The organism is Aeromonas sp. ASNIH7 (assembly GCF_002903485.1).
Classification (GTDB): Bacteria; Pseudomonadota; Gammaproteobacteria; order Enterobacterales; family Aeromonadaceae; genus Aeromonas; species Aeromonas caviae.
Genome location: NZ_CP026226.1, coordinates 577,696 through 601,256, shown reverse-complemented (window position 1 = coordinate 601,256; position 23,561 = coordinate 577,696). Strand labels below are relative to the sequence as shown.

Annotated in this window: 21 protein-coding genes; 4 read left to right on the top strand and 17 right to left on the bottom strand. The window is 63.1% G+C overall.

Annotated elements, in window-relative coordinates:
- Nucleotides 1-13 precede the first annotated feature (13 nt).
- The 7 genes from C2U47_RS02660 to C2U47_RS02630 all read right to left on the bottom strand — a co-directional run bounded on the left by C2U47_RS02660 (nt 14) and on the right by C2U47_RS02630 (nt 5,893).
- Nucleotides 14-922 (bottom strand): pseudouridine synthase, encoded by a 909-nt coding sequence (locus C2U47_RS02660; RefSeq protein WP_103261437.1) that lies wholly within the window; start codon nt 920-922, stop codon nt 14-16.
- Between the two features lie 82 nt (nt 923-1,004).
- Nucleotides 1,005-1,472, bottom strand: coding sequence for a GNAT family N-acetyltransferase (locus C2U47_RS02655; protein WP_103261436.1), 468 nt, complete (start codon nt 1,470-1,472; stop codon nt 1,005-1,007).
- Nucleotides 1,469-1,663, bottom strand: coding sequence for a hypothetical protein (locus tag C2U47_RS02650; protein WP_069785342.1), 195 nt, complete (start codon nt 1,661-1,663; stop codon nt 1,469-1,471). Before C2U47_RS02650 ends, C2U47_RS02655 begins: the two co-directional genes overlap by 4 nt.
- Nucleotides 1,664-1,670: 7 nt before the next feature.
- Entirely contained in the window at nt 1,671-2,432 is a 762-nt protein-coding gene (locus C2U47_RS02645) for a DUF3142 domain-containing protein (RefSeq protein WP_069785341.1), read from the bottom strand.
- A gap of 3 nt (nt 2,433-2,435) precedes the next feature.
- Nucleotides 2,436-4,556, bottom strand: a complete 2,121-nt coding sequence (locus C2U47_RS02640) for a hypothetical protein (RefSeq protein WP_103261435.1) — start codon at nt 4,554-4,556, stop codon at nt 2,436-2,438.
- 157 nt (nt 4,557-4,713) lie between these two features.
- The gene (locus C2U47_RS02635; protein ID WP_103261936.1) at nt 4,714-5,496 is read right to left on the bottom strand and encodes a hypothetical protein; all 783 of its coding nucleotides are present in this window, start codon (nt 5,494-5,496) and stop codon (nt 4,714-4,716) included.
- Between the two features lie 103 nt (nt 5,497-5,599).
- Nucleotides 5,600-5,893: a hypothetical protein gene (locus C2U47_RS02630; protein ID WP_069785338.1), complete on the bottom strand. Its 294-nt coding sequence runs from the start codon at nt 5,891-5,893 to the stop codon at nt 5,600-5,602.
- 558 nt (nt 5,894-6,451) lie between these two features.
- Between C2U47_RS02630 and C2U47_RS23040 the strand changes: the two genes are divergently transcribed.
- Nucleotides 6,452-6,601, top strand: coding sequence for a hypothetical protein (locus C2U47_RS23040; protein WP_082189325.1), 150 nt, complete (start codon nt 6,452-6,454; stop codon nt 6,599-6,601).
- A gap of 84 nt (nt 6,602-6,685) precedes the next feature.
- Here C2U47_RS23040 and C2U47_RS02625 read toward each other — a convergent pair whose 3' ends face one another.
- Nucleotides 6,686-7,777 (bottom strand): alpha/beta hydrolase, encoded by a 1,092-nt coding sequence (locus tag C2U47_RS02625; RefSeq protein ID WP_069785337.1) that lies wholly within the window; start codon nt 7,775-7,777, stop codon nt 6,686-6,688.
- 410 nt (nt 7,778-8,187) lie between these two features.
- On the opposite strand from C2U47_RS02625, the gene icd reads away from it, so the two are divergent.
- The gene (gene icd / locus C2U47_RS02620; protein ID WP_010673630.1) at nt 8,188-9,441 is read left to right on the top strand and encodes an NADP-dependent isocitrate dehydrogenase; all 1,254 of its coding nucleotides are present in this window, start codon (nt 8,188-8,190) and stop codon (nt 9,439-9,441) included.
- A 66-nt stretch (nt 9,442-9,507) separates the two neighbouring features.
- Here icd and C2U47_RS02615 read toward each other — a convergent pair whose 3' ends face one another.
- Nucleotides 9,508-9,684, bottom strand: coding sequence for a hypothetical protein (locus tag C2U47_RS02615; protein ID WP_080944224.1), 177 nt, complete (start codon nt 9,682-9,684; stop codon nt 9,508-9,510).
- 339 nt (nt 9,685-10,023) lie between these two features.
- Entirely contained in the window at nt 10,024-11,361 is a 1,338-nt protein-coding gene (dsdA, locus tag C2U47_RS02610) for a D-serine ammonia-lyase (protein ID WP_103261434.1), read from the bottom strand.
- 215 nt (nt 11,362-11,576) lie between these two features.
- Between dsdA and dsdC the strand changes: the two genes are divergently transcribed.
- Together dsdC and C2U47_RS02600 are read left to right on the top strand one after the other, a co-directional pair.
- Complete coding sequence (gene dsdC, locus C2U47_RS02605; protein WP_069785335.1) at nt 11,577-12,521, top strand: DNA-binding transcriptional regulator DsdC; 945 nt, start codon at nt 11,577-11,579, stop codon at nt 12,519-12,521.
- Nucleotides 12,522-12,870: 349 nt separating this feature from the next.
- Nucleotides 12,871-13,278 carry an H-NS family histone-like protein gene (locus tag C2U47_RS02600; RefSeq protein WP_010673634.1) on the top strand — a complete coding sequence of 136 codons (408 nt, stop codon included), beginning with the start codon at nt 12,871-12,873 and terminating at the stop codon, nt 13,276-13,278.
- Nucleotides 13,279-13,748: 470 nt separating this feature from the next.
- Here the strand turns inward: C2U47_RS02600 and C2U47_RS02595 are convergent, their stop codons facing one another.
- The 7 genes from C2U47_RS02595 to recN all read right to left on the bottom strand — a co-directional run bounded on the left by C2U47_RS02595 (nt 13,749) and on the right by recN (nt 23,371).
- On the bottom strand, nt 13,749-14,855 hold the full coding sequence (locus tag C2U47_RS02595; RefSeq protein ID WP_069785334.1) for a 3-deoxy-7-phosphoheptulonate synthase: 1,107 nt from the start codon (nt 14,853-14,855) through the stop codon (nt 13,749-13,751).
- A 251-nt stretch (nt 14,856-15,106) separates the two neighbouring features.
- Nucleotides 15,107-15,913, bottom strand: coding sequence for a siderophore-interacting protein (locus tag C2U47_RS02590; RefSeq protein ID WP_069785333.1), 807 nt, complete (start codon nt 15,911-15,913; stop codon nt 15,107-15,109).
- Between the two features lie 132 nt (nt 15,914-16,045).
- On the bottom strand, nt 16,046-17,419 hold the full coding sequence (locus C2U47_RS02585) for an efflux transporter outer membrane subunit (protein WP_069785332.1): 1,374 nt from the start codon (nt 17,417-17,419) through the stop codon (nt 16,046-16,048).
- Nucleotides 17,416-19,440, bottom strand: coding sequence for a MacB family efflux pump subunit (locus C2U47_RS02580; protein WP_069785331.1), 2,025 nt, complete (start codon nt 19,438-19,440; stop codon nt 17,416-17,418). The genes C2U47_RS02585 and C2U47_RS02580 overlap by 4 nt, the downstream gene beginning before the upstream one ends.
- Nucleotides 19,437-20,600 (bottom strand): efflux RND transporter periplasmic adaptor subunit, encoded by a 1,164-nt coding sequence (locus C2U47_RS02575; RefSeq protein WP_069785330.1) that lies wholly within the window; start codon nt 20,598-20,600, stop codon nt 19,437-19,439. The genes C2U47_RS02580 and C2U47_RS02575 overlap by 4 nt, the downstream gene beginning before the upstream one ends.
- A gap of 194 nt (nt 20,601-20,794) precedes the next feature.
- Nucleotides 20,795-21,235 (bottom strand): universal stress protein, encoded by a 441-nt coding sequence (locus C2U47_RS02570; protein WP_069785329.1) that lies wholly within the window; start codon nt 21,233-21,235, stop codon nt 20,795-20,797.
- A 471-nt stretch (nt 21,236-21,706) separates the two neighbouring features.
- Nucleotides 21,707-23,371: a DNA repair protein RecN gene (gene recN / locus C2U47_RS02565; RefSeq protein ID WP_069785328.1), complete on the bottom strand. Its 1,665-nt coding sequence runs from the start codon at nt 23,369-23,371 to the stop codon at nt 21,707-21,709.
- Nucleotides 23,372-23,561: the final 190 nt, after the last annotated feature.

Genomic DNA, 23,561 nt, shown 5'->3' with positions numbered 1-23,561 from the left:
TCCGTTGTCGCCTTCATTCAGAGGGCTTGGTGCGAGCCGGACGGCGGGCGGTGGTGCGCCCGCCGCTGCGATTGCCGGGGCGCGGGTCTGCCCCGCGGCGCTCCCGCCCCTGGGGTGGCTCCTGATCTGTTGGCCGGGCGGTGCGGGGGGCACTGCGGCCAGTGCCCCCGGCTGCGGCGGATGCCCGTGGTTTGCCTTGCGTGGCGGCTGGTCGTGGCGCGGGTGCCAGCTCGGGGGCGGGCAGGGCGCGGCTCTCTCCCGGCGCCAGACCATCGAGGGTCCACTCCCCGATGGCGTAGCGGATGAGGCGCAAGGTGGGGTGGCCGATGTGGGCGGTCATGCGCCGCACCTGGCGGTTGCGCCCCTCCACGATTGTTATCTCGAGCCAGCAGGTGGGGATCTCTTTGCGCTCGCGTATAGGCGGGTTACGTGGCCACACCGCAGGGTCATCCATGATGCGCGCCCCGGCGGGCAGGGTCATGCCGTCGTTGAGTTCCACACCGGCGCGAAGGGCGGCCAGTTTCTCCTCGCTCGGGATGCCTTCCACCTGCACCCAGTAGGTCTTGGGGGTCTTCTCTCCCGGCTGGGTGAGGCGTGCCTGTAACTTGCCGTCGTTGGTGAGCAGCAAGAGCCCTTCGCTGTCTCGATCCAGCCTGCCCGCGGCATAGATGCCGGGCTCTTTGATGTAATCCTTGAGGGTCTCGCGGCCCGCCTCGTCGGTGAACTGGCAGAGCACCATGTAAGGCTTGTTCAAGAGCAGCAGCTTGCGATCCACCGGGGCGGGGGCCGGTTTGCGCTCGTTGACGCTCCCTAGGTGCCGGGCCTCCCGGCGTTGGGATGGGCGCGCCGTGGTAGGCCCGCTGGCCGTGCGGCCTGCGTCAGGGCGGGCGGAGAGGGAGAGACGGGGACGGGCTGATTTCATCGCATGCCTACCAAAAACAGGGGATGGCGGAGTGTACCACAGGGGGCGGCCATCAGGGGGAGAGCGGGGCTTACCTCTCGGGTCAGGGGGAGGCGGTGTCCGGCGTCAGTGCGAGGGAGAGGCGCAGCATGTCCTTGTGCTGGATGCCGTGCTCCATCAGGGGCTCGGGATAGTGGATGAGGAAGTGATCCTTCACGACGGCATGGACGCGAAAGCCGTGGCGCTGGTAATAGGCGAGCTGGTGGCCGAAGCTGCCGGTACCGAGCTCGACGCGGCCTATCCCCTTCCCGGCCAGGTTCTCCAGCACGAAGCGCAGCAGGCCGGAGCCGATGCCCTGCTGCTGGCGGCTGGGGGCAACGGCGATGTTGAAGATCTCGGCGGTTTGCTCCCCCACCAGGCCCGCCACGCAGGCCCCCACGACCTCGTTGTCCGCCAGGGCGGCAAAGCCCCAGGCCCCGGGCAGGTAGGCGGCGATGCGCGACGCGGCGGGATCGGCCTCCAGCAGCAGGGCCAGCGGCAGGTGGGCGGGGTTCATCTCGACAAACGTCATCCTTGTTTCTCTCCCTGTTTGTGACGGCGCGCGCCGCGCAGCACGATGGCGGGCTTGACCGATGTGGTGGCTCGGGCGGCGTTCCTCTCGCACGGCATCTCGCCCGGTGTGGATGCCACCAGCCGGATCAGGGTCGGCCACTGCTGCTTGCCGTGGGCACGCCCTTGCCCCTGTGCCCCGATAGGGTTCACCCGCGTCTCAGTGGGCGTCATGCCGGGGAACAGGGGGGCTGGTCCCCGGGATCGGCGCCGGGCGGTTGAGCAGGAAGACCACCTCGCCCCGGTAGTGGGGGGAGGCGGCCAGTGTTGTCTGCCAGGCGGGATCCCACTCCCCATCCTGCACCAGCCCTACCTTGAACGGGATGGTCAGGTGCGCCATGGCGGGCAGATAGGCCTGATAGCCCGGCACCGTACGCGTGCCCTGATAGGTCTGGATCACCAGCTCGTCCACGGGCAGGCGATTGAGCTCTGCCACGTCCCCCGTTTTCGCCCAGTCGAGCAGCCCCGTCACGCTGAGCTTGCACTCGGGAGGCAGGGCGCGCCGCAGTTGTTGCAGGGCGTTGCCATAGCGATCGAGCTGGCGGGTCGCCGCATCGAAGTCGATCTGGATGCCCGCCACCCTGGCCCCGGCCGCGCGCCACCCCTCGTAGAGGCGCACCAGCACCTGCTCGTGGGCGGGGGAGAGGGGGAGGGCGTTGACACGCACCACCAGCCAGACCTGCCCGGCCTTGAGGGGGGAGGGAACCCGCCCCAGCTTGACGAAGCGGGGGCCGCCGGGCCTGTCCAGGATCTCCCCCTGATGCAGATAGAGGGTGCTGGCCTGTTCCAGTACCGGCTGGTGGCGGGTGGCGGACCAGAGCCAGAACCCGTGATAGGCGCTGGCATCGACACTGGCCTCAAGGGGGGTGGCCAGGGCCGTCAGCAGCAGCGCCAACAGTGCGCGCTCAGAGCGTCTGCTCATGGCTCACCAGTAGTATTTGAGGGATCTGGCCCACACCGAGTTGCCATAGCGCTGCTTGAGGGTGTTGAACCAGGCCTGCCGGGTGCGTTTGGGGATCTCCTGGCTGTCGCAACTGTTGTAGCCGGAGGGGGCATAGCACTGGATGGCGCGATAGAGGGCATAGCTCTTGTCTTCGGGCTCCGCCTTGGGGTTGGCCATCACGGCCTGATAGAGGGCGAGGCGACTCGGGAACGTGGGGCGCTCGTCTTGCGCCAGCCCCCAGATCATCTCGCGATCCTGCCACAGGTCGATATGGGGATCCCGGCTGCGCAGGTACTCCCCGAAGCAGTTGAGGGCATGACCATCGTCGGGGCGCTGCACCAGGGTGCCGAGGGTCTGGGCCAGATCCCGGCAGTGGTAGCCCTGGGGCGTCCCCTCTCCGCGCCACTGGAATGCCGAGAGGCGCACATCCCCGTTGGGCACGGGCTCCCAGGGCGCGTCGGCGGGAGGGGTCGCCTCCTTGTAATCGGCGGGGATGAGGGCCACATCCTGCAAGAAGGTGGCCGGGTCGCTGGCGATGAGATCCCGCACCAGCAGGGTATGGAGCGCAATCTGCCGCTCCGCCGCGCTCGGGCCCTGACTGGCTTGCTGGCGCAACAGGGCGGGTTCGGCCTCCTGCTTGAGCACGGCCGCGCGGATGCGCAGCTGGGTGATGGGGCTGCCCGGCTGGAAGATGGCGGCCGTGTTGCCGGTGCGCACCCAGTGATCCGCCAGCACGTTCTCCACGAACGCCTGCTGGGCCTGACCCAGGGGGGAGGCCACCAGCGCCATCAGGGCCTGCTCGGCCTTGTCGAAGGCCTTTATGCCCTGCCAGGCCCAGATGCGCAGCATCTGGTGGCTGAATGCCAGGGTGGCGTCCTCCTGCCTCGGGGAGGGCAGGGCCAGCACCTGCTCGAACTGCTTGTCCAAAAAGAGGGCGTAGGCCTTGAGATAGGCCGCCTGCGCCTGGTGACCGGTTTTTTGCAGGTGCGCGATGGCGTCGTCCAGCTGGGCATCTTGCCAGTCCCGCGGCCGCTCATAGGTCGGTCTGAGACCCCGCAGGGCATTGACGAACAGCAGCGCCGGCTGGGCCGAGTCCTGATAGGCCGCCTGATGGCGATAGGCATCGCCACTGAGCAGGGTGAGATCGATCTCGTTGACCAGGGCCTCCAGCGCCGGCAAGGGCTGGCGGGTTGCCATGGCCTCGTCATAGGCATCCCGCAGGGCGCCGAGATCACCGGCCATCCACTGGATGCGTCTGAACAGTCCTCTGGTCGAGCTGGCGTAGCGCCCTTGCGGGTAGGCCGCCAGATAGGCCTGACCCTGGGCCATGGCGCGGCGAAGGGCCTCCTTGTCGCTCCTGGTCACGTCCTGATCGCCGTATTCGTCCTTCGCCTCCTTCATCGCGAGGTTGATCTCCGTGCGCATCACCATGTAGGTCGCGCTCTCGGCCACCCAGGGGGCCTTGGCCTGCTGCAAGGCGGCAAAGCCTGCGCGGGCCTCCTCGAAGCGGCTCTCGTAGAAGTGCCGGGCGGCCTGCAGATACCCCTGCCACTCCAGGGTAGCACCGCTCATTTCGGTCGCGGGGGCCGGGCTCTCCTGCTGCCCCAGGATCAGCAGACGGCTTCGCAGCAGCGAGGTGCGCTCCGGGGCGGGCACCTCGCTCTGCTCGAGGGCGTCCAGAAACGCGCTGACCGAGGAGAGGGAGTTGGAGATGGCGTGGCCGTAGAGGGAGTCGTGGCCCGCGTAGTGCTCGAGCAGCGGGGAGAGGGACGGGTCGTAGGCGGCCAGTCGGCTGCCGAGCTGCTCGCGCAGCGCCGGGTCCTCCACCTCCTCCGGCTGGGGGAGGCGGGTGAGGTAGAACAGCGGCTGGCTGCGCTCGTTCAGCGGATCCGCCGGCAGGGTGAAGGGGAGGGGGTGATGCTGGGCATCCCCCAGCAGCATCAGCAGGTTGCCCCGGGTGTCGTTCTCGTTGAGATAGAGCGGATAGGTGGGGAGAGGGCAGTCGGTGAGCCAGAAGCCGCACCCGTCACCGTCACCGGAGGCGAGGGCGGGCAGTGCAACCAGCGTCATCGCCAGCACCGAGCAGTGGGTCAGAGATGTCATGGGATCGCTATCCGTTTGTGGGCCCGCGCCGTGCGTGACGCCCGGGCCGGAAAAGGGGGTTCGCAGTGGCGGGCAATAGTACGAAAGAGGGTCACAAACGACAACCCATTCTGACCTGGTCGGCGCTCTCTCTGTCAGGACGCCTGCGCCATGCCGTCTATTTCGGCGCGGCCTTGTCAGGCTGGTAGCGGGTTTCGGTTATCTGGTCGAGGCGCAGGATCAGGGTGTCACCCCCCTTGAGGCGATAGGCGCAGTGGGAGGTGTTGCAGCCGATGCGGATATGGGGTTCATCCCCCAGCAGAGGGGACTGGCTATGGGCCTTACTCTCTGGCCAGTTGCCTTGTTCGAGGAGGGTGATCTGCTTGTTAGCCTCTTTCTCCCCCATGGGTCTGGTGTATTCAGATGCCCAGATGACCAACAGGATAGGAAGCATGAAAAGTGCAAATTTCAAATAGGTATTCTTTAACCAAATCAGACAACTAAATGTAAATGGAGCGGGATAGGTGCGGGCAATTTTCCCACCCTTCATCACGATGGGAAGCAGAACAAAAAAGCGGACCACCCACCATGAGAGAGTCAAGCGCCACCTCACCTTGAAAAACAGGCATGAGAGCGTGGCAAAGAGCACTCCAACTGTCATGACGAGAGGGAACACGTAAGGCAAGAGCAGCTGTAGCAGCAGCAGGAATCCGTGAAAAAGAGTGACATCCGCTGGTTGGGAGAACTCGGTGTATTCAAGGCCGAAGCGGTCAAGATAGCCGTGGTAATATCGCATCCCGACCAAATAGATAGCCGCTGTCAGCAAGGGGAGCAGGGCGCACAGGATGCCGACAAACCCTGGCATGCCTACTTTTTCTTCTTCCTCGTCTTTTGCTGCCCGTAGCGCTTGCAGATGCTTCTTGAGCCACTTGCGCTTCAGTGCGGTTAAATCCTTTTCCATCTGAGATGTCTCCCTGCCCTGAGCATGTGCTCTTTGCTGCTTCGCGGGTGTCAGCATCTGCCATCGCCATACATCGCCATACAAAAAGGGCGAATGTGGATACTTATATAGGGGGCTCTTCGGTGCGAAAGAGCGCCTTGCCGCAGGAGAGGCAGGTGTGGCGAAAGCGATGATCAGGCCAGCCGGTCTGGGGATGGCCCAGCACCTTGTCGGAGCCGCAGGCGCAGCAGCGCGCCCCATGTTCATCGTCGGTGGCGCACTCGGGATGCTGGTGCAGGTAGTCGGCGCGGGTAGGCAGGCGCAGCCAGTCGGGCTGGGCATGGCGCTGGTTCCAGAAATAGCACCCATAGAAGGTGCCTGCGGCGACGGGCAGGGCAAACCACCAGAAGAGATCCATGTCATGACTCCGACGAGAGGGGATGAGGGCGGCAACAACCCGCTCAGCAGGCGCGGTGCGGCCCCATTTTATCGGGGCGGGAGTGGGGCGGGATATGCCCGGATGGGTAACAAGCGAACCTGCTGGTGGTCGGGCTGGCAAGCCGCAGGGCCGGGGTTGGGGATTATCTATCCATTAAAGAGATGGGTTGCGTCATAACCTATCGTGTTCTTGGATGGACAAGGGGGCCTTTCCGGTCGCAAAACCCGGAGAGCGGGGAGTTTTTGTGAAAAAAAATGTGCATATCCTCGTCATGCCGATCTCAAGGGAGTAATTGAGCAAGTTATAAATATCAAGGTATTGATATCAATGGCAAAAACAGTGCTTTTATCAGGCGTTTTCAGGGTGGCTTATGGGGTTTCATAAGGAGCTTTAACCCATTTTCTAGATTGGTTTTTGCATAATCAATCGTTTATTTTGTTGGACAATTGGGGAAAACCTGGTGTCCAATCGGGTGAGCAGGTTGGCCAAACAGTGCCGTCAGCCAGTGTGTAACCCGAGATGTAAGGAGACATCCTGATGGAAAAACTTGACCAAAAAATCGACACCATGCGCCAGGAATTCGAGTCCCAGGGGCAAAAACAGGCCCAGGGCAGATGGCAGGCCAGGGTCGATGAACTGCAACGGGAGCGCAGCGAAGCGCCCCAGCCGGAAGCGGCAGAACACTAGCCCCTGGCGGCCTTGTGGCCACCAAGTGAGCGCATAATGAAAAACCACCGCCCTGTTCGGGGCGGTGGTTTTTTTGCGCAGTGGCTAGAGGCGATAGAGGTTCTGGGCCGCATCGAACAGCTCCGCGCTCTCGCCGGTGCCGCCGTTGAAGACGGTGTGGAAGAAGCGCAGCACCTTCTCGTTGGCGAGGGCATCCCCTTCGAAGTAGGCGTGAGAGTCCCCCACATGGGGCTGATTGGTCACGTCCACATAGGTGGCCGTTCTGGCGTCCAGCCGCCGGGTGTAGTGGCCGAGCCTCGCCTTTTGCTGCTCCCCCATCTTCATGCGCGATGCCATCAGGGCACCATCGCGCTCATTGATGGTGATGTAGAGGCGGTTGCGACACTGGATGCGGTCGACCCACTGGGCGTGAAGCTCGTTGTTGGTGTCGGCGGCGGCCATGATGATGTTGTCGAACAGCAGCTGGTTGGCGTGGTAGGTCGTGCTGCTCAGCAGGTGCTTGAACAGGTAGTTGCCCATGCTGTGCAGCAGCAGGTTGATGGTGAAGGGGCAGCGCTTGTTCACCTCCTTGGCAAAGTAGCGATCCCAGGCCTCGCCGTTGTCGGCGAACTTCTTCTGGGCCTTCTCTTCCAGCTGCGTCACATACTGGCCGTTGAACTCGTCGAGCAGCCCCTTCATCTTCTCCAGCACCCGGTCAAGGGCACCGGCCGAGGCCAGGGCATCGCGCTTGTCGCTCTTGTAGCTCAGCACGCCCCGGGCGCCGCCGCCATTGGCGGGCCAGCTGAAGCAGAGCACCTCGACGCCGTACCGGGCCTCGAGCCCCGCGGCCCGTTCCAGCACATCGTCAAGATCGTTGTTGAAGCCGTGTACGAACAGCAGCAGGTGTTTGCCGGTCTTGAGCTTCTGCTTGGCCGTGCTGCCGGTCCCGGCGCAGCGCTCCAGCAGCTTGCGCGCCACATAGGCGCTGGCCGGGTGGGGGAGGTCGGGGTCAAGGCCGACGCTGGCGGCCATCTCGGCGGTGATCTGATCCGGCAGCAGGTCCAGCTGCCACTGTTTGCCCTGACGCCGGGCCTCGGCGAGGCGCAGTTCGTTGGGGCCCTCTGCGGGTTTTTCGCCAAAGATCTCGCTGGGGGTCTTGCCCTGCTCGTTGACCATCCGGTTGGTGACGATAAACATGGTGTTCTCCTTGTTGTCGTGCTCTCTTCATGACTGGCCCCGCCCCGGGCGCCCCGATCACTGGCAAAGAGCCTAGTCCGGATCCGGCAGCCTGTCCCCCGGCGCGCCTTGCCTCGCCAAAGGGGTTACGACGATGTAAAGGCGAACGGGATTTGGGGGAATGGCGCCCTCGGGGCGGTGAGGGCAGGGAGACGCTGTCATCACTAGAGGAAGAGGCCCGGATGGACGGGGCCTGCGCCTCGTCAGGACCAGAGGGTAGCGAGGGAGGAGGGGATCCTCAGGCGCACTGTGATCCACTCCCCGACTATGGTCTGACATGCACGCCCGCTATTTGATTATGCAAATGGATGGGCTTAAGATGGCCGCGCGCAACGATCAGATTGATAACAAACGGAAGTTAGGAGATGCCGATGGAAAGCAAAGTAGTTATCCCGACCCAGGGCCAGAAAATCACAGTCGATGCCAGCGGCAAGCTGCAGGTTCCCCACAACCCCATCATTCCGTTTATCGAAGGGGATGGTATCGGTGTGGACGTGACCCCGGCCATGTTGAATGTGGTGAATGCTGCGGTCGAGAAAGCCTACAAAGGCGAGCGCAAGATCGCCTGGATGGAGATCTATACCGGCGAGAAATCGACTCATGTCTATGGCGAAGGTGCCTGGCTGCCGGCCGAAACCCTGGATTTCATTCGTGAATACTGCGTGGCCATCAAGGGCCCGCTGACCACCCCGGTCGGCGGCGGTATTCGCTCCCTCAACGTGGCCCTGCGCCAGGAGCTGGATCTCTACGTCTGCCTGCGCCCGGTCCGTTACTACGAAGGGACCCCGAGCCCGGTCAAGCACCCCGAGCTGACCGACATGGTGATCTTCCGCGAGAACGCCGAAGACATCTACGCTGGCATCGAGTGGAAGGCGGACAGCGATGAAGCCAAGAAGGTGATTGCTTTCCTGCAAAACGAGATGGGCGTGAAGAAAATTCGCTTCCCCGAGTCCTGCGGCATCGGCATCAAGCCCATGTCCAAGGCCGGTACCGAGCGTCTGGTCCGTGCCGCCATCGAGTACGCCATCGACAACGATCGCGACTCCGTGACCCTGGTGCACAAGGGCAACATCATGAAGTTCACCGAGGGTGCCTTCAAGGATTGGGGCTATGCCCTGGCCCAGAAAGAGTACGATGCCCAGCTCATCGACGGCGGCCCCTGGTGCTCCTTCAAGAACCCGAAGACCGGCAAGACCATCGTGGTCAAGGACGTCATCGCCGATGCCTTCCTGCAACAGATCCTGCTGCGCCCGGCCGAGTATGACGTCATCGCCTGTATGAACCTCAACGGCGACTACATCTCCGACGCGCTGGCGGCCCAGGTCGGCGGCATCGGCATCGCCCCGGGCGCCAACATCGGCGACGGTGTGGCCCTGTTCGAGGCTACCCACGGCACCGCGCCCAAGTACGCCGGTCAGGACAAGGTCAACCCGGGCTCCCTCATCCTCTCTGCCGAGATGATGCTGCGCCACCTGGGCTGGACCGAGGCGGCTGACCTCATCGTCAAGGGGATGGAAGCGGCCATTGCCAACAAGACCGTCACCTATGACTTCGAGCGTCTGATGGAAGGAGCCACCCTGCGTTCCTGCTCCCAGTTCGCCCAAGACATGATCGACCAGATGTGATCCGGGTCGTTGAAATGCAAAACCGGCGCCATGAGCGCCGGTTTTTTTATGGAGGAGAGCAGGTCGTCAGGTGGTTTTTTCCACGTGCTGCTCGTAGATCTGCTGCCATTTGCTGGTCTCGGCCTCATCTCCACGGGCCTGCCAGAATTCGCAGATGGAGTTGGCGAGCTCGGATGCCATGGCGTGGTCTCCGTCACGGCGGCTCATCAGATATTGTCCCAACCAGCTTTGATATTGTTTCATCGCCCGATCTCCTTATCTAAGGTGCCCAGAGGGGAGTGCTCCTGGCGTCAAGGTCGCGCAGGAGCGATTCGAACTGGGCACATGTTGTGCTGCGCCCGGCAGGTGTTGGTCGCCGGATCCGGTGGTTATCTCACCGGAAAAAGGGGACAACGGGGCGCAGATGTCAAAAAACGGTCTCTATCGTATCACAAAATAACCAGTCAGTGGGGCTGGATGACAAATCAGGCTGTCCAGCAGTCTGGCCGTCTGTGTCATGGTGGCGAGGGCTGAGGTGCCATCTTGCTGATCTCGCAGCAGAAAAACCCGCCAGGTCGGCGGGTCACGGGGGCGAAAAAAAGATCAGATCCGGGCGCAGGCCAGGTATTTTTCCATCTCCTCGGCGGGCACCATGCCGCCGCCGGTGGCCCACACCAGGTGGGTGGCCCCGGCCATCCTGGCTGCATCCAGTCCCTGCCCACTCTGCCACTCAAGGTTGGTGGCCACTCGCCAGGGGCCTGCCATGCCCGCCAGTGCCGAGGGCTCGAGCCGGATCTCTTCATCCCGGGCCAGGAGCCCCAGCAGGTCGTACATCTCCTGATCGCTCAGGGTGTAGAAGCCCGCAAGCAGGCGCAGGCGTTCCATGGCGCGGCCGACAAAACCGGAGGCGCGTCCCACCGCGAGGCCGTCGGCGGCGGTGAGGTTGTCGATGCCAAGGTCTTGCACCGCAATGGCATCGTGCAACCCGGTGTGGACCCCGAGCAGCATGCAGGGGGAGTGGGTAGGTTCGGCGAAGAAGCAGTGCACGTTGTCCCCAAACGCCAGCTTGAGACCAAAGGCCACCCCGCCGGGGCCACCGCCGACGCCGCAAGGCAGGTAGACGAAGAGCGGATGGTCGGCGTCCACCCTGATGCCCATCTCGTCGAACTGCTTTTTCACCCGCTCGCCCGCCACCGCATAGCCGAGGAACAGGGTGCGGGAGTGCTCGTCATCGATGAAGAAGCAGTTGGGATCGCGCTCGGCTTCCTTGCGCCCCTGCTCCACCGCCACCCCGTAATCCTCGGCGTATTCCACCACGATGGCGCCATGTTCGCGCAACTTTTGCTTCTTCCACTCCCGCGCATCAGCCGACATGTGGACGGTGACGCGAAAGCCGAGGCGGGCGCTCATGATGCCGATGGAGAGGCCGAGGTTGCCGGTCGACCCCACCGCGATGCTGTACTGGCTGAAGAAGTGGCGGAACTCGTCCGAGAACAGCGTGCGATAGTCATCCGTCTCGCGCAGCAGCCCAGCCTGGATGGCCAGGTGTTCGGCATGGGCCAGCACCTCGTGGATGCCGCCGCGTGCCTTGATGGAGCCGGAGATGGGCAGATGGCTGTCTTGTTTGAGCAGCAACCTGCCGGTGAGTTCGACGCCATAGCGCCCATTGAGGGTCCCCTGCAGGGTCGGGATGGCGGCGATCCCGGACTCGATGATGCCGTGGCTGGCGCGGGTTTCGGGGAAGGCCTCGCACAGGTAGGGGGCGAAGCGGGCGAGCCGGGCGGAGGCGGCGGCCACATCGTGCCGGGTGAGCCCCACATGGGGCAATCCTTCCGCGAGGGAGGTGGCCCCCGGATTGAACCAGGTCACAGGGGTGAGGGCGATCAGCGGTTCGAGCAGGGGAAAGCGGGCGATGAGCCCGGCAATGTCGGTGTGTGTCATGAAAGCCTCTCGGGGTGGTGACGTAATCATCCCATTGAATGGCACCAGCGTTGCCGTGACAAATGATAAAACGCGTCGCTTGGATGAGCCCAGTTGATGCAAATGGTCATCTGCCCTGCTGTACCTTCGAATACGGGTGACTTGAGTCTTCCTGGTGAATGCAAACCTCGCCCTTCTGGTATCATCCGCCAGATAAAAGAGAGGGAGGCCCAACCATGCAACGCGATGAGCACCCGGGGGTGAGGAGCAAGCTGCTCAGCAGCCATCAGCTCGCCAGGCTCCACACCTTCGAGACAGCGGCCCGCCACGGCTCCTTTGCGCTCGCCGCCGACGAGCTTTCCTTGAGCCCAAGCGCGGTGAGCCACCGCATCTCGGCCCTGGAAGAGGCGCTCGGGTTTTTGCTGTTCCAGCGCTTTCACCGCAAGGTGGCCTTGACCACGGAGGGGCAGCGCATCTTCTGGGCGCTCACCTCCTCCCTGGAGTTCATCAATCAGGAGGTGCTGGAGATCAGGGAGCAGGCGCTGTCGGGCTCCCTGACGCTGCACTCGCGCCCCTCCATCGCCCAGTGCTGGCTGGTGCCAAGGCTCGCCGATTTTTCCCGCCTGCATCCTCACATCGAGCTCAACCTGCTGACGGGCAACGAGCATATAAACCTGCACGGCTACGGCATCGATCTGACCCTCAACTTCGACGCCAGAACCCCGACGGGCCTGGCCATTCACCCCCTGATGGATGAATTCATGGTGCCGGTGTGCAGCCCTCAATACGCCAGCGACCACGGTCTGATGGGGGAGGTGGGGAATCTGCAGCAGTGCCGCCTGCTCCATGACAGGCAGGCCTGGGGCCTGGACACCGACAGCGACGAGTGGCGCACCTGGGGGAGCCACTGGCATCTCTCCCTGGAGGCCTGCTCGTCACACATGGGATTTGATCGAGCGGATCTGGCGATCCTTGCCGCCACCCACCACGCCGGTGTCGCCATGGGGCGCAGGCAGCTGGCAAGCCAGGCGCTGGCGAGCGGAGCGCTGGTGATGCCCTTCCCGGATATGGCGGTGCGCTGCGAGCCGCGTTATTACCTGGCGACCCTCCCTCATCGCCAGTGTCCCAAGATCCAGGCATTCATCCGCTGGATACAGGATCAGGCGCAAGGGGCATCCTGAAACGGGACCTGGTTTATTGTCCGCGAAGGTCATGGCCATGAGCGCACTATTTGTACAATAAGTGCCGACACTGCTGCTAAATGACCTGGCGCAGAGCGACGCGGGTAAGAGATAACAGCGTGTGCAACGGATGAGGTGAACCAGAGATTAACCGGGGAAAATAGAAAATAAAGTCCGTGAGGGTATTCCCAATAAGTATCAGGCAGGGAATTAACCACGGTGAATAATGTCCATATGGTGTCAGCGCGCTGCCGGATGGTATAAAAACATTATGTTGTTATCCAATGGGCATGCTATTCTCAAATCGTGTTATCCCTGTGACATACAAAAATAATTCTGTGAGGAAGTAATGAACGAGTTTCTGAAGGTTCTGCTGAACATTCGCAGCTTGCGCGCTGCCATTCGTGAACTGCCGTTTGAGCAACTGCAAGAAGCGAAAGAAAAGTTTGACCTGGTATATAACGAGCGTGCCGAGTCCGTTGAACAGGAACGTGCCGAACAGGAAGAGCGTCAGCGCAAACTGAATGAATTCACCGAAATGCTGCAACAGGCTGGTATCGATCCCCGTGAACTGATCGGCAGCGTGGCGGCTCCGGCTGCGGCGGGCACCACCAAGAGCAAGCGTGCTCCCCGTCCTGCGAAATACAAGTACCAGGAAGACGGTCAGGAGAAGACCTGGACCGGTCAGGGTCGTATGCCCAAGGCCATCGCCGAGCAAGTTGCGCTGGGCAAGGATCTGAACGATTTCCTGATCTGATCGCCGGATCCGGATCTCGATAATGCCGCCTGCAGGGCGGCATTGTTATTTTCAGGGTTCAGAGGATGTCGCAGTAAAACCCAATTGCGCAGGTTACTCCGGTTAATTGGAGAGCCTCGTCTGGAATAGCCATGACCATCATGTGCCCAATAAAGTTGGCGCATCATCTTCCACGCCACCTCGCCACTTATACGCACTGAGGACTCATACAGCCCGTGTTTCTTCGTCCCTTGTGAGAAACGATCATGGATACCTGCTGTGACAGAATGAAATAGCGGCGGTGGATCCTCATCTGTATGCCTGAGCGGCCCGTCTCTTTTTCATGCTGATGCATGACGCCCACCGCCTATTAATTTATCCCCTCTATTTATGGTCTGTTTGACACCGCTCTTCTGCGATATATCCGCACGATGCCGGACAATGTGCGGATGAGGCAGACACGGATTGGTGGCAAACAAATAAACCGAATGCTAGATGACGGGTTGTCCGAGTTCAGACTGAACGGCGTGTGTGTATTTTCTCCGGGTGCGGCGACGGGCCTGGACCGCCTCTGCCAGCATGGCAAGCAGGTGTTCACTCTCTTCCCAGCAGAGGCAGGCATCGGTCACTGACAGACCGTATTGCAGTTCACCCAGAGGAGCCGGTTTCTGGTTTCCTCCCAGCAAGAAGCTCTCGACCATGACGGCGGCGACGGCTTGGCTCCCTTCGCTCAGCTGGCGACAGAGCTCTTTGGCGACCTTCAGCTGGTTCGTGTGCAGCTTCTGGCTGTTGCCATGGCTGCAATCCACCATCAGGCGAGGGGGGAGTCCCTGGCGGGTGAGGCGGTCTGCTGCCTCCGCCACATCGCTCTGGTGGTAGTTGGGCAGGGTGCCGCCACGCAGAATGATATGGCCGTCGGGATTGCCTTCGCTCTTGATCACTACCATGCCGCCCTGGCTGCCGGGGGCGGTGAAGAGATGGGAGGCGGTACTGGCCTGGATGGCATCGATGGCGACCCGGATATTGCCGTCCGTACCGTTCTTGAATCCCACGGGGCAGGGCAGTGCGGAGGCCAATTGCCGGTGGACCTGAGACTCCGTGGTGCGTGCCCCGATGGCGCCCCAGCTGACGAGATCGGCGAGATAGAGAAAGCTGGTGGTGTCGAGGAATTCGGTGGCGGTGGCGAGCCCCAGTCCATTGATGTCGAGCAGCACCTGGCGTGCCAGATGCAATCCCCGATTGATGTCGTTGCTGCCGTCCAGGTGCGGATCGAAGACCAGCCCCTTCCAGCCCACCGTGGTGCGCGGTTTTTCAAAATAGGCGCGCATGACTATCTGAAGGCTGTCTTCATAGGCGGTGGCGAGTCGTGCCAGCCGTCCGGCATAGTCCAGGGCCGCGACGGGATCATGGATGGAGCAGGGGCCAATCACGACCAGCAGGCGATCGTCTTCACCTGCCAGGATCCGGCGTGCCTGATGGCGCTGGCTGTCGATGTGCCGGGCCATGTCGGCCGGACAGGGGTGCTGCGCCAGCAGCTCGGCAGGGGTGGGGAGCGCCTCTATGGCGAAGGCGCGCATGACCGAATTCAAAACTGCCATCTGGAGTTACCTTGCTGTGCATGTGTGCGATGGGGAACCCGTATGCGGCATCCTGTTGGGAGCTGACAGGTTCACGGCTCATCGCCGTTGTTGAGAATGATTGTTATTATCTTGGTGTTTGTCTCAAATGCAAGCGCAATGAAATCGCCAGGCGAAGATGGGGGGAGAAAGAACGATGGCGGGGGAACCGCAGCAAAAGCAGGCCGCTTCCCCGAGGGAAGAAGCCCGCCAGTCACAAGATAAAGAGGGGATCAGCTGTCCATCACGGCGTGCCTGTCCTGATGGTAGGCGTCTTCATCCTTGCCACTGCGCCAGTAGGGGACTGCGTAGACCCGCTGGCGCTCGGCATCCAGGGCGCGTCTGACGTGGCGGCGCAGCGGCACGACCAAGCTCTCTTCCCCGCCAAACCAGAAATAGCTCCCCTCGGCGACCATAGGCTGGGCGGTGAAATGCGCCACCAGGGTCGCGGCCTGCTCCGGATTGCCCACGAACCAGCGCAGGTCGACGCCGGCCGGCAGCGACAGATCCTGCACGTCGTCCTGATGGGGGACCAGCAGGGCGATATGGCCGCGGGCATGGGCTGGCATCACCTCCACCATGGCGCTGATGGCGGGCAGGGCGGTGAGATCCCCCGCCATGTAATAGTGCTCGGCCGTTTGCAGCATGGGGTCGGGACCGCCCGGGCCCGAGATGGCGAGCCTGTCCCCCGGTTTGGCTTGCAGGGCGAAACGACTGGCGGGGCCGGCCTCGCCGTGCAGGGCGAAGTCGATGTCGAGCTCCAGCGCCTCCCGGCGAAACGCGCGTATGGTGAATGTGCGAATGACGGGTTTCTGGGCGGGATCGAGCCAGCGAGGCCCCTTGTCGGTGGGGGTGGGCAACACTATCTCGCGCTGATCCGGTCGGGGCAGCATGATCTTGACATGAGCACCGCCACAGCTGAAGGGGTAGTCCACAAGCTCGGGGCTGGTCAGGCAGATTCGGCGCAGGTGCGGGCTCACATCCTGAACATGCTTGACGGTGAGCAGGCGGGGGCGATTGGCCGGGGCGGGTTGAGACATGGGCATACTCCTGGCTGATGATGGCGCCCATTCTTGATTAAATGAAAACTATTATCAATTGGTTTGTGGGCAGCATGGGTCGCGATTGACCTCCTCTGGATGTCCATCGCGATCCCACACTCTCCGCCTGGGTCAGGTTCGATCGCTTCCCCCCAGCGCCCGATAGATGCCTGCCATGTTGTTGAGCTGGGCCTGCTGCTGTGCCAGCAGAGCGAGCTCGGCATCCCACAGGCGGTTCTGCTCATCCAGCCAGGGTTGCACCCCGGTGGCTCCGGCCAGGAAACGAGCGCCTGCCAGCCTCTCGGCCTCCCGGGCATAGGCCCTCTGCTGCTCCAGATAGCGCAGCCGCTGATCCCCTTGCTGACGGGCGGCCAGGCCATCCTCCACTTCCAGCAGCGCGGTATAGAGCTGCTTGCGAAACTCGGTTTCGGCAATCTGGTAGTCGATGTCGGCGCTGGCGATGGAGAGCCGGGTCTTGTTGTACTCGAGGAAAGGGAGCGCCAGCGTGGCGCCCAGGGTGCCGACTGGATTTTGCAGCACCTGGGTCAGGGTATCCGAGGTGGTGCTGGCACCGCCGGTCAGGCTCAGGGTGGGATAAAAGCCGGTGCGGATCTCGTCTCCCCTCGCAAGGGTCTTGCGCAGCCTGAGTTCGGCGGCGCGCACATCTGGCCGCCGGGCCAGCACATCGGCGGGGATGCCAGCCGCCACGGACGGGATCGGGCCCATGATCAGGGCGTCGGGAGCGTCAGCGAGCGACCCGCTGCTGCGGCCCAGCAGCAGGCGAAGAGCATTGCCCGCCTGTGCCCGCTGCTGGGTGAGGGTGGCGAGCTCCGCCTGCTTGCCTGCCTTCTGCTGGCTGGCCTGTACCAGATCGAGTCGGGTCACGGCGCCCGCCTCGTATTTGGCGCGGGTCAGGCGTTCAATGCGCTCCAGATTGGCCAGTTGCTGGGTGCCCAGGGTAATGGCCGAGCCGAGGTAGGCCAGTTGCCAGTATTGCTCCAGGGTCTTGCCGATGAGCAGCAACCGGGTGGCGGCCAGATCCTGTTCGCTGGCCTGTGCCTCCCAGCTCGCCTGATCCCTTGCCGCGGCCAGTCTGCCCCAGAGATCCACCTCGTAGCTGAGGTTGAGGGAGGGGCCCAGGTTGCTGCTGGCGCTGCCATCTTTCATGTTCTTGGTGCCGCTGGCCCCGAGATTGGCGCTGACCGAGGGGGTGAGGTTGGTGTCAGCCAGATCGGCGCCGAGCAGGGCATTCTTGAGCTTGAGCCCGGCCACCCGCATGTCCGGGTTGGCGGCCAGCACCGCCTCGACCAGGCGATCGAGCGCGGGATCCTGGAATCCCTGCCACCAGGGGCCAGCCTGCTGCGCGGTGAGACCCCGGCTCTCCTGCTGCCATGCTGGCGCCACGTCGAGATCGGGTCTGTGATAGGTGCTCTGCTGGCTGCAGGCACCGAGGCTGGCGGTGAGCATCAGGCTTAGCCCGAGCCTTGATAGGTTGTGCATCGTCATTCCCTCGCCAGTGCCTCCACCGGATCGAGCCTGGCCGCATTGCGGGCGGGCAGGTAACCAAACAGGATCCCGATGAGGGAGGAGCACCCGAAGGCCATCAGGATGGAGAAGAGCGAGAAGCGCATCTGGAAGCTTTCCACGAGCAGGGAGAAGAGAGCGCCGATGAGCAGGGCGAGGCCGATACCGAGCAGCCCCCCCAGCAGGCTGACCATCACCGCCTCGATGAGGAACTGCTGCAATATGTCGGACTGGCGGGCGCCGACGGCGATGCGGATCCCTATCTCCCGGGTGCGCTCCACCACCGAGACCAGCATGATGTTCATCACTCCGACGCCGCCGACGATGAGGGAGATCACCGCGATGGCGGAGACCAGCAGTGTCAGGGTGGCGGTGGTCTTCTCCACCGATTTGACGATGCTGTCGCTGCTGAAGGTGAAGAAGTCCTTCACGCCGTGGCGCTGGGTCAGCAGGGCGACTGCCGCCTGCTCGGCCAGGGCGGGCTGGACGCCGTCCTTGACCCGGATGGTGATCTGGGTGAAGTGCTGCTGGGAGAGGAGACGGCTCATAACGGCGCTGTAGGGGAGCCAGACATTGACCGACTGGCTGCTGCGGCCAAAGCCGGTCTCCTGGGTGACCACCCCCACGATGCGCACCGGCAGGGTGCCGACCAGCACCACCTGGCCGACCGGGTCCACCTTGCCGAGCAGGCTCTCTATGGTCTTGCCATCCACCACGGCGACTGCTGTCCGGTTTCGGATGTCCCGCTCATCGAGCAGGCGCCCCTGGGTGAGCGTCATCCCCTTGACCCGGAAAAAGTCGTTGCCGACCCCGATCACGCTGCCGCTGCTGGTCTTGTTGCGATAGCGAAGCTGGCCCGACGTCGCTATCTGGGGGCTGGCCCCCTCCAGATAGGGCTGGCCGAGCAGCGCGTCGAGATCCCGCTCATTCAGGGTCTGGATGCTGGCGGCCTTCTCGTCTCCCCAGTCCTTGCCGGGGAAGATGTCGATGGTGTTGGTGCCCATGGCGTTGATGTCGTCGATCACCTTGGCGCGCGCCCCCTGACCCAGCGCCACCACGCTGACCACGGCGGCGATGCCGATGATGATGCCGAGCATGGTGAGGAAGGTGCGCATGCGATGGGCCAGCATGGCGTGCAGGGCCATGCGCCCCGCCTCCCGGTAGCGATCCCAGCCCCGGCTTGCGGTGCGGACGGCGGCGCCTGTGCCCTGTGCATCTTGCCCGACAGGGGGAGGGGCCATCTGGCTGCCATCACCTGGCAGCGGGTGGGCCGGCGCCCCGGATGGGGAGGGTGAGGGTGCGTTGTCATCGGTCGCCCGATGGCCGCTGTCCTCCACTACCCGCCCGTCACGCAGGGTGATGATGCGATCCGCATGGCTTGCCACCGCCATGTCGTGGGTCACCAGAATGATGGTGTGGCCCTGGGCGTGCAGCTCCTTGAGGATGGCCATCACCTCTTTGCCGCTCTGGCTGTCGAGAGCGCCGGTGGGTTCGTCCGCCAGGATCACCTCGCCGCCGTTGGCGAGCGCCCGGGCAATACTGACCCGCTGCTGCTGACCGCCGGAGAGCTGGCCGGGTCTGTGGTGGCTGCGATCCTGCAGTCCCAGGCGGGTCAGCAAGGTGCGGGCTCGGGCCTGGCGATCAAGGCGGGCAGTGCCGGCATAGATGGCGGGGATCTCCACGTTGGCGGCCGCATCCAGATGGGGCAGCAGGTGATAGCGCTGGAAGATGAAGCCGAAGTGGTGGCAGCGCAGCCGTGCCAGGGAGAGGGCATCCAGGGTCGCGGTATCCTGGCCGCGAAACAGATACTGGCCGCCGCTCGGGTGATCGAGGCAGCCCAGCAGGTTCATCAGGGTCGATTTGCCGGAGCCGGAGGCGCCGACGATGGCCACCATCTCCCCGGCATCGATGGCGAGATCCAGCGGGTGCAGCACGGTCACTTCGTGCTCTCCGCTCTGGTAGCGCCGCTCGATGCCCTTGAGACGGATCAGGGGCTCGCTCACGGCTCCATCTCCCCTTCATCGTGCAGGGCCGGCTTGCCCTGCTCCAGGATCACCTTATCCTGCTCGGTCAGGCCGCTCACCACCTCAATCTTGATGTCATCCTTCATGCCGGTCTTGATGCGGCGGATCTCTCTCTGGTCCCCTGCCTTGAGCAGGCTGACCTCGTACTCGTTGTCGCCAGTCTTCTTGCCGAGGGCGGTCTGGGGAATGGCCAGTACCTGCTTGCGCTCGCCGAGCACGATGGTGACCTGGGTCGTCATGGCGACCCTCAACTGATGGCCGGGGTTGGGCACATCGAACAGGGCATAGTAGTAGATGGCCGCATTGCTGGTGGCTGTGGTGCTGGCCGTCTGCTCATTGATGTTGGTGGGGGCCAGCTCGACCGTGCGCAGGGTACCGTGGTAGCGAGTATCCGGATCCCCTATCAGGGTGAAATAGACCGGCATGCCCGCCTTGACACGGGTGACGTCCGCTTCGGAGATCTGGGCCTTGACCGTCATGGTGTCGAGATTGGCGAGCTTGAGCAGGGTCGGTACCGTCTGGCTGGCGGCCAGAGTCTGCCCCTGCCGGGTGACGATGGAGACGACGGTACCATCCATGGGGGCCTGAATGCGGTTGTAGCCGAGCTCCGTCTTGGCGCGCTCCACCTTGATGATGGCGTTGTCGATGTCGGCCTGGGCGCTTTGCAGCTCGGCCCGGGTGACGGCAAGCTGGGCTTCGGCGCTCTCCAGATCCGCACGAGAGCTCGCTTCCTGCCGAAACATCTGCTGCTGGCGGCGCCAGGCAAGCTCGTTCTGTTTGAGCTGTGCCTGCTTGATCTTGAGCTGGGCGCGGCGGCTGGCCAGCTCCGCTTCGGCGGTCTTGAGGTTGTTCTGGGCGATCAGGGGATCGATCTCCGCCAGCAGCTCTCCTTGTTTGACCTGTTGACCCGCTTCCACCGCGAGATAGGTGACCTGACCCGAGACCTGGGCCCCCACATCCACCTGCTCGATTGCCTGCAGTACGCCACTGGCGAGCACCGTCTGCTCCACATCCTGGCGGGTTACCGTTGCGGTCAGTACCGGGTCCGGTGTGTTGCCTGGCCAGGCCAGCCAGGTGACGAGAGGGATCAGTACAAGGGCGAGCAGGGCGAGCTTGCCGGGTTTTCGAAGAGCTTTCATTTATCACCTGAACGAAACGAGCGAAGGCGTGCAAGGGCCATATCGTGCAGCAAATGGCCCTCAAAAAGAAGCGAGCAATGTGTAAGAAATCGTGTGGTTCTGGCGTTGACGCAGTGGAGGAGGTCAAGCTGGGGGAGGATGACGGCGGGGCGTCAGAAACAAGAAGACCCGCTCAGGGAGCGGGTCTTGTGGCGTCAACCGACGGCTTTGAGCAAGGCGGCGTGAGGCTCGTGGCAGATCTGGATATCGAGGGGCAGTTTGTAGAGGAGCAGACGGGCCAGCGAGCCCTCCATCCAGTGATGACGGCTGCCGACCAGCAAGAGGTCGGCGGGGTGGGCGGCCAGCCAGCGCTGGAGATCCGGCACCACGTCATCCACCACCAGGCACTGGTAATCCACTGAATGAGACAGCTGGGTGATGAGTTCACTGATGATCGCCTTGGCATCCAGGGTGCCCTGGGCGCTGCGCTCCTCTTGTGACAGGGACAGACTATTGCGACGGGTCTTGCTGCTGTGGGTCAGGTGCAACAAGGTCAGGTTGGCGCCCAGCCCTTGTGCCAGACGGCTCGCCTTGGCCAGTGTCTCCTGCTCGTAATCCTTGCCTTCCAGCAACAGCACAATATTGGTCGGGCTCATAAGCAGTTCTCCTTGGCAGGTGCGGGTCAGACGGCGGAAGCGCGCTCCCATTCTCCCTTCCCGCGAAATGTCAGCTCAAACGAACCCGGTGTGTTTGCCTCAAGCGTCACCTTCTGTCGATGGCAACTGAAGGTACCGAGTCCGTTTACATCATCATAACAGACTGAGTTGAATGGAAAATGAAGGAGTGGGTCCGTTCGAAATGTGAATGAGTGCAACGAAGATGAGTGGCGTCCTGACCATGGCGATGGAAGCCCGACTTGGTGATGACCAGGCTGACAGGCTCAGACTGAGCATCAAGACATGTGCCGCGGATTAGCCAGGGCAGCCCCTCGTTCTTTCTTGCGGCTCACGGCATCGGTCAACCAGGCCGGCGCCGTCGGCAAGAGGTTTCAGCTAGCCACCGCGATGATGACTCGGTCAATCTGAAAGGGCCGACATGGACGGGAGGGCATCCCGCCCGCCCCGTGGTCAGCTTGCGAGCAACTCACGGGCATTGGCCAGGGTGTTATCGGTGATCTGATCGCCCCCCAACAGGCGGGCCAGTTCGTTGAGCCGGGCGCCCGGGGTGAGCGCCTGCATCTGGGTTTCCGTTGTCTTGCCGTCGGTGTGTTTGCTCACCACCATGTGCTGGTGACCCTTGCCTGCCACCTGGGGCAGGTGGGTGACCACCATCACCTGGGTGGATTCGCCGAGCTGGCGCAACAGGCGGCCCACCACGGCGGCGGTCGGGCCGCTGATCCCCACATCCACTTCGTCGAAGATAAGGGTAGGGGTGGAGATCTTGCGGGCACTGATCACCACGATGGCGAGGCTGATACGCGACAGCTCGCCGCCAGAAGCCACCTTGCCAAGGGGTTGGATGGGCTGACCCGGGTTGGTGGTGACCATGAACTCCACCCGATCGATGCCAAGGGGCGAGAGGCTGCTCTGGGCATCGGGTCGAACCTCGATGGCGAAGCGGCCATCTGGCATCGCCAGTTCGTGCATGCTGGCGCTTACCTTCGCGCCAAGCTCCTCGGCATAGCGCTGGCGACTCTGGCTCAGGGCCTCGGCGGCCTGCACGAAGGCCTGGCGGGCCGAGGCCAGCTCGTCTTCCATCCCCTCGAGTCGCTCTTCGTCGGAGTTGAGGCGGGCCAGATCGGCGGCCAGCTCCTGATGGTAGTGGGCCAGCTCCGCCGGTTTGACATGGTGCTTGCGTGCCAGGTTGATGGCCTTGGAGAGGCGGCTCTCCAGCTCGTTGAAGCGCTCTGGATCCAGTTCCAGCCGGTCGAGATAGCTGCGCAGCTCGCTGTGGCTCTCCTGTACGCCGATCAGGGCTTCGTTGAGCATGCCGAGCACGTTGCCAAGCCGGCTGTCCATGCCGACCAGGGTCTCGGCCCTGTCCACGGCCGTCTGCAGCAGACCGGCGATGGTGGTCTCTTCATTGTCATAGAGCAGATCGAGGCAATACCCGCACTCCTGCATCAGATCGGTGCCATTGGCGAGCCGCTGATGCTCCTCTTCAATCTCTTCAAACTCTCCCGGCTGAAGGGCAAATTCGTCCAGCTCCTGCACCTGGTATTCGATGAGTTGACGGCGGGCTTCCCGCTGCTGCTGCTCGGCCTTGAGCCGGTTGAGCTCGTTTTGCAACTGGCGCCACTGCTGGTAGTGGCGGCGCACATCGTCGAGGAGCAGATGATGACCGGCGTAGCCGTCCAGCAGGGCGAGCTGGTAATCGGGTTTGAGCAGCATCTGGTGAGCGTGCTGACCGTGGACGTTGACCAGCAGTTGACCCAGGTTCCTGAGCTGGGCGAGGGGGACGGGAACCCCGTTGATATAGCTGCGAGAGCGCCCCTCGGCGGACAGTACCCGCCGGACGATGCACTCACCGTCATTTTCAAGCTCGTTGGTGGCGAGCCAGGCCCGGGCGGCAGGATTACCCTCCAGCAGGAAGCGGGCACTCACCTCGGTCTTGTCGCTGCCCGGGCGCACCATGCTGGCTTCGGCGCGCTCCCCCAGGCAGAGCCCCAGAGCATCGATGGCGATGGATTTGCCCGCGCCGGTCTCCCCGGTGATGCAGGTCATCCCCGGTTGCAGATCGAGCTCGAGAAACTTGACGATGGCGAAGTTGTTGACGGTCAGCTGGGTCAGCATGGTCTCATCCTGTATGGGCCAACATTACTGTGTATGCATCCAGTATATACTGGTCTTATATACAGTAAAGTGGGCAGGGAGGATTTTTGCGAAACAGGGGGAGGGCAAGGATGTCAAGGCCGCGGCATGGGTGGGACACCGATCAGATGGCCTGCAAATCAACCTGCGTACCTGGCATGGGCTGAGGCGA

What these genes read in the sequence shown, in the direction of transcription:
- recN (WP_069785328.1), bottom strand. Translation starts at nt 23,371, where the DNA reads ATGCTGACCCAGCTGACCGTCAACAACTTCGCCATCGTCAAGTTTCTC.
- C2U47_RS02625 (WP_069785337.1), bottom strand. Translation starts at nt 7,777, where the DNA reads ATGTTTATCGTCACCAACCGGATGGTCAACGAGCAGGGCAAGACCCCC.
- C2U47_RS02655 (WP_103261436.1), bottom strand. Translation starts at nt 1,472, where the DNA reads ATGACGTTTGTCGAGATGAACCCCGCCCACCTGCCGCTGGCCCTGCTG.
- C2U47_RS02645 (WP_069785341.1), bottom strand. Translation starts at nt 2,432, where the DNA reads ATGAGCAGACGCTCTGAGCGCGCACTGTTGGCGCTGCTGCTGACGGCC.
- dsdA (WP_103261434.1), bottom strand. Translation starts at nt 11,361, where the DNA reads ATGACACACACCGACATTGCCGGGCTCATCGCCCGCTTTCCCCTGCTC.
- C2U47_RS02640 (WP_103261435.1), bottom strand. Translation starts at nt 4,556, where the DNA reads ATGACATCTCTGACCCACTGCTCGGTGCTGGCGATGACGCTGGTTGCA.
- C2U47_RS02660 (WP_103261437.1), bottom strand. Translation starts at nt 922, where the DNA reads ATGAAATCAGCCCGTCCCCGTCTCTCCCTCTCCGCCCGCCCTGACGCA.
- C2U47_RS02600 (WP_010673634.1), top strand. Translation starts at nt 12,871, where the DNA reads ATGAACGAGTTTCTGAAGGTTCTGCTGAACATTCGCAGCTTGCGCGCT.
- C2U47_RS02635 (WP_103261936.1), bottom strand. Translation starts at nt 5,496, where the DNA reads ATGGAAAAGGATTTAACCGCACTGAAGCGCAAGTGGCTCAAGAAGCAT.
- C2U47_RS02630 (WP_069785338.1), bottom strand. Translation starts at nt 5,893, where the DNA reads ATGGATCTCTTCTGGTGGTTTGCCCTGCCCGTCGCCGCAGGCACCTTC.
- dsdC (WP_069785335.1), top strand. Translation starts at nt 11,577, where the DNA reads ATGCAACGCGATGAGCACCCGGGGGTGAGGAGCAAGCTGCTCAGCAGC.
- C2U47_RS02590 (WP_069785333.1), bottom strand. Translation starts at nt 15,913, where the DNA reads ATGTCTCAACCCGCCCCGGCCAATCGCCCCCGCCTGCTCACCGTCAAG.
- C2U47_RS02615 (WP_080944224.1), bottom strand. Translation starts at nt 9,684, where the DNA reads ATGAAACAATATCAAAGCTGGTTGGGACAATATCTGATGAGCCGCCGT.
- C2U47_RS23040 (WP_082189325.1), top strand. Translation starts at nt 6,452, where the DNA reads ATGGAAAAACTTGACCAAAAAATCGACACCATGCGCCAGGAATTCGAG.
- C2U47_RS02575 (WP_069785330.1), bottom strand. Translation starts at nt 20,600, where the DNA reads ATGAAAGCTCTTCGAAAACCCGGCAAGCTCGCCCTGCTCGCCCTTGTA.
- icd (WP_010673630.1), top strand. Translation starts at nt 8,188, where the DNA reads ATGGAAAGCAAAGTAGTTATCCCGACCCAGGGCCAGAAAATCACAGTC.
- C2U47_RS02585 (WP_069785332.1), bottom strand. Translation starts at nt 17,419, where the DNA reads ATGACGATGCACAACCTATCAAGGCTCGGGCTAAGCCTGATGCTCACC.
- C2U47_RS02595 (WP_069785334.1), bottom strand. Translation starts at nt 14,855, where the DNA reads ATGGCAGTTTTGAATTCGGTCATGCGCGCCTTCGCCATAGAGGCGCTC.
- C2U47_RS02570 (WP_069785329.1), bottom strand. Translation starts at nt 21,235, where the DNA reads ATGAGCCCGACCAATATTGTGCTGTTGCTGGAAGGCAAGGATTACGAG.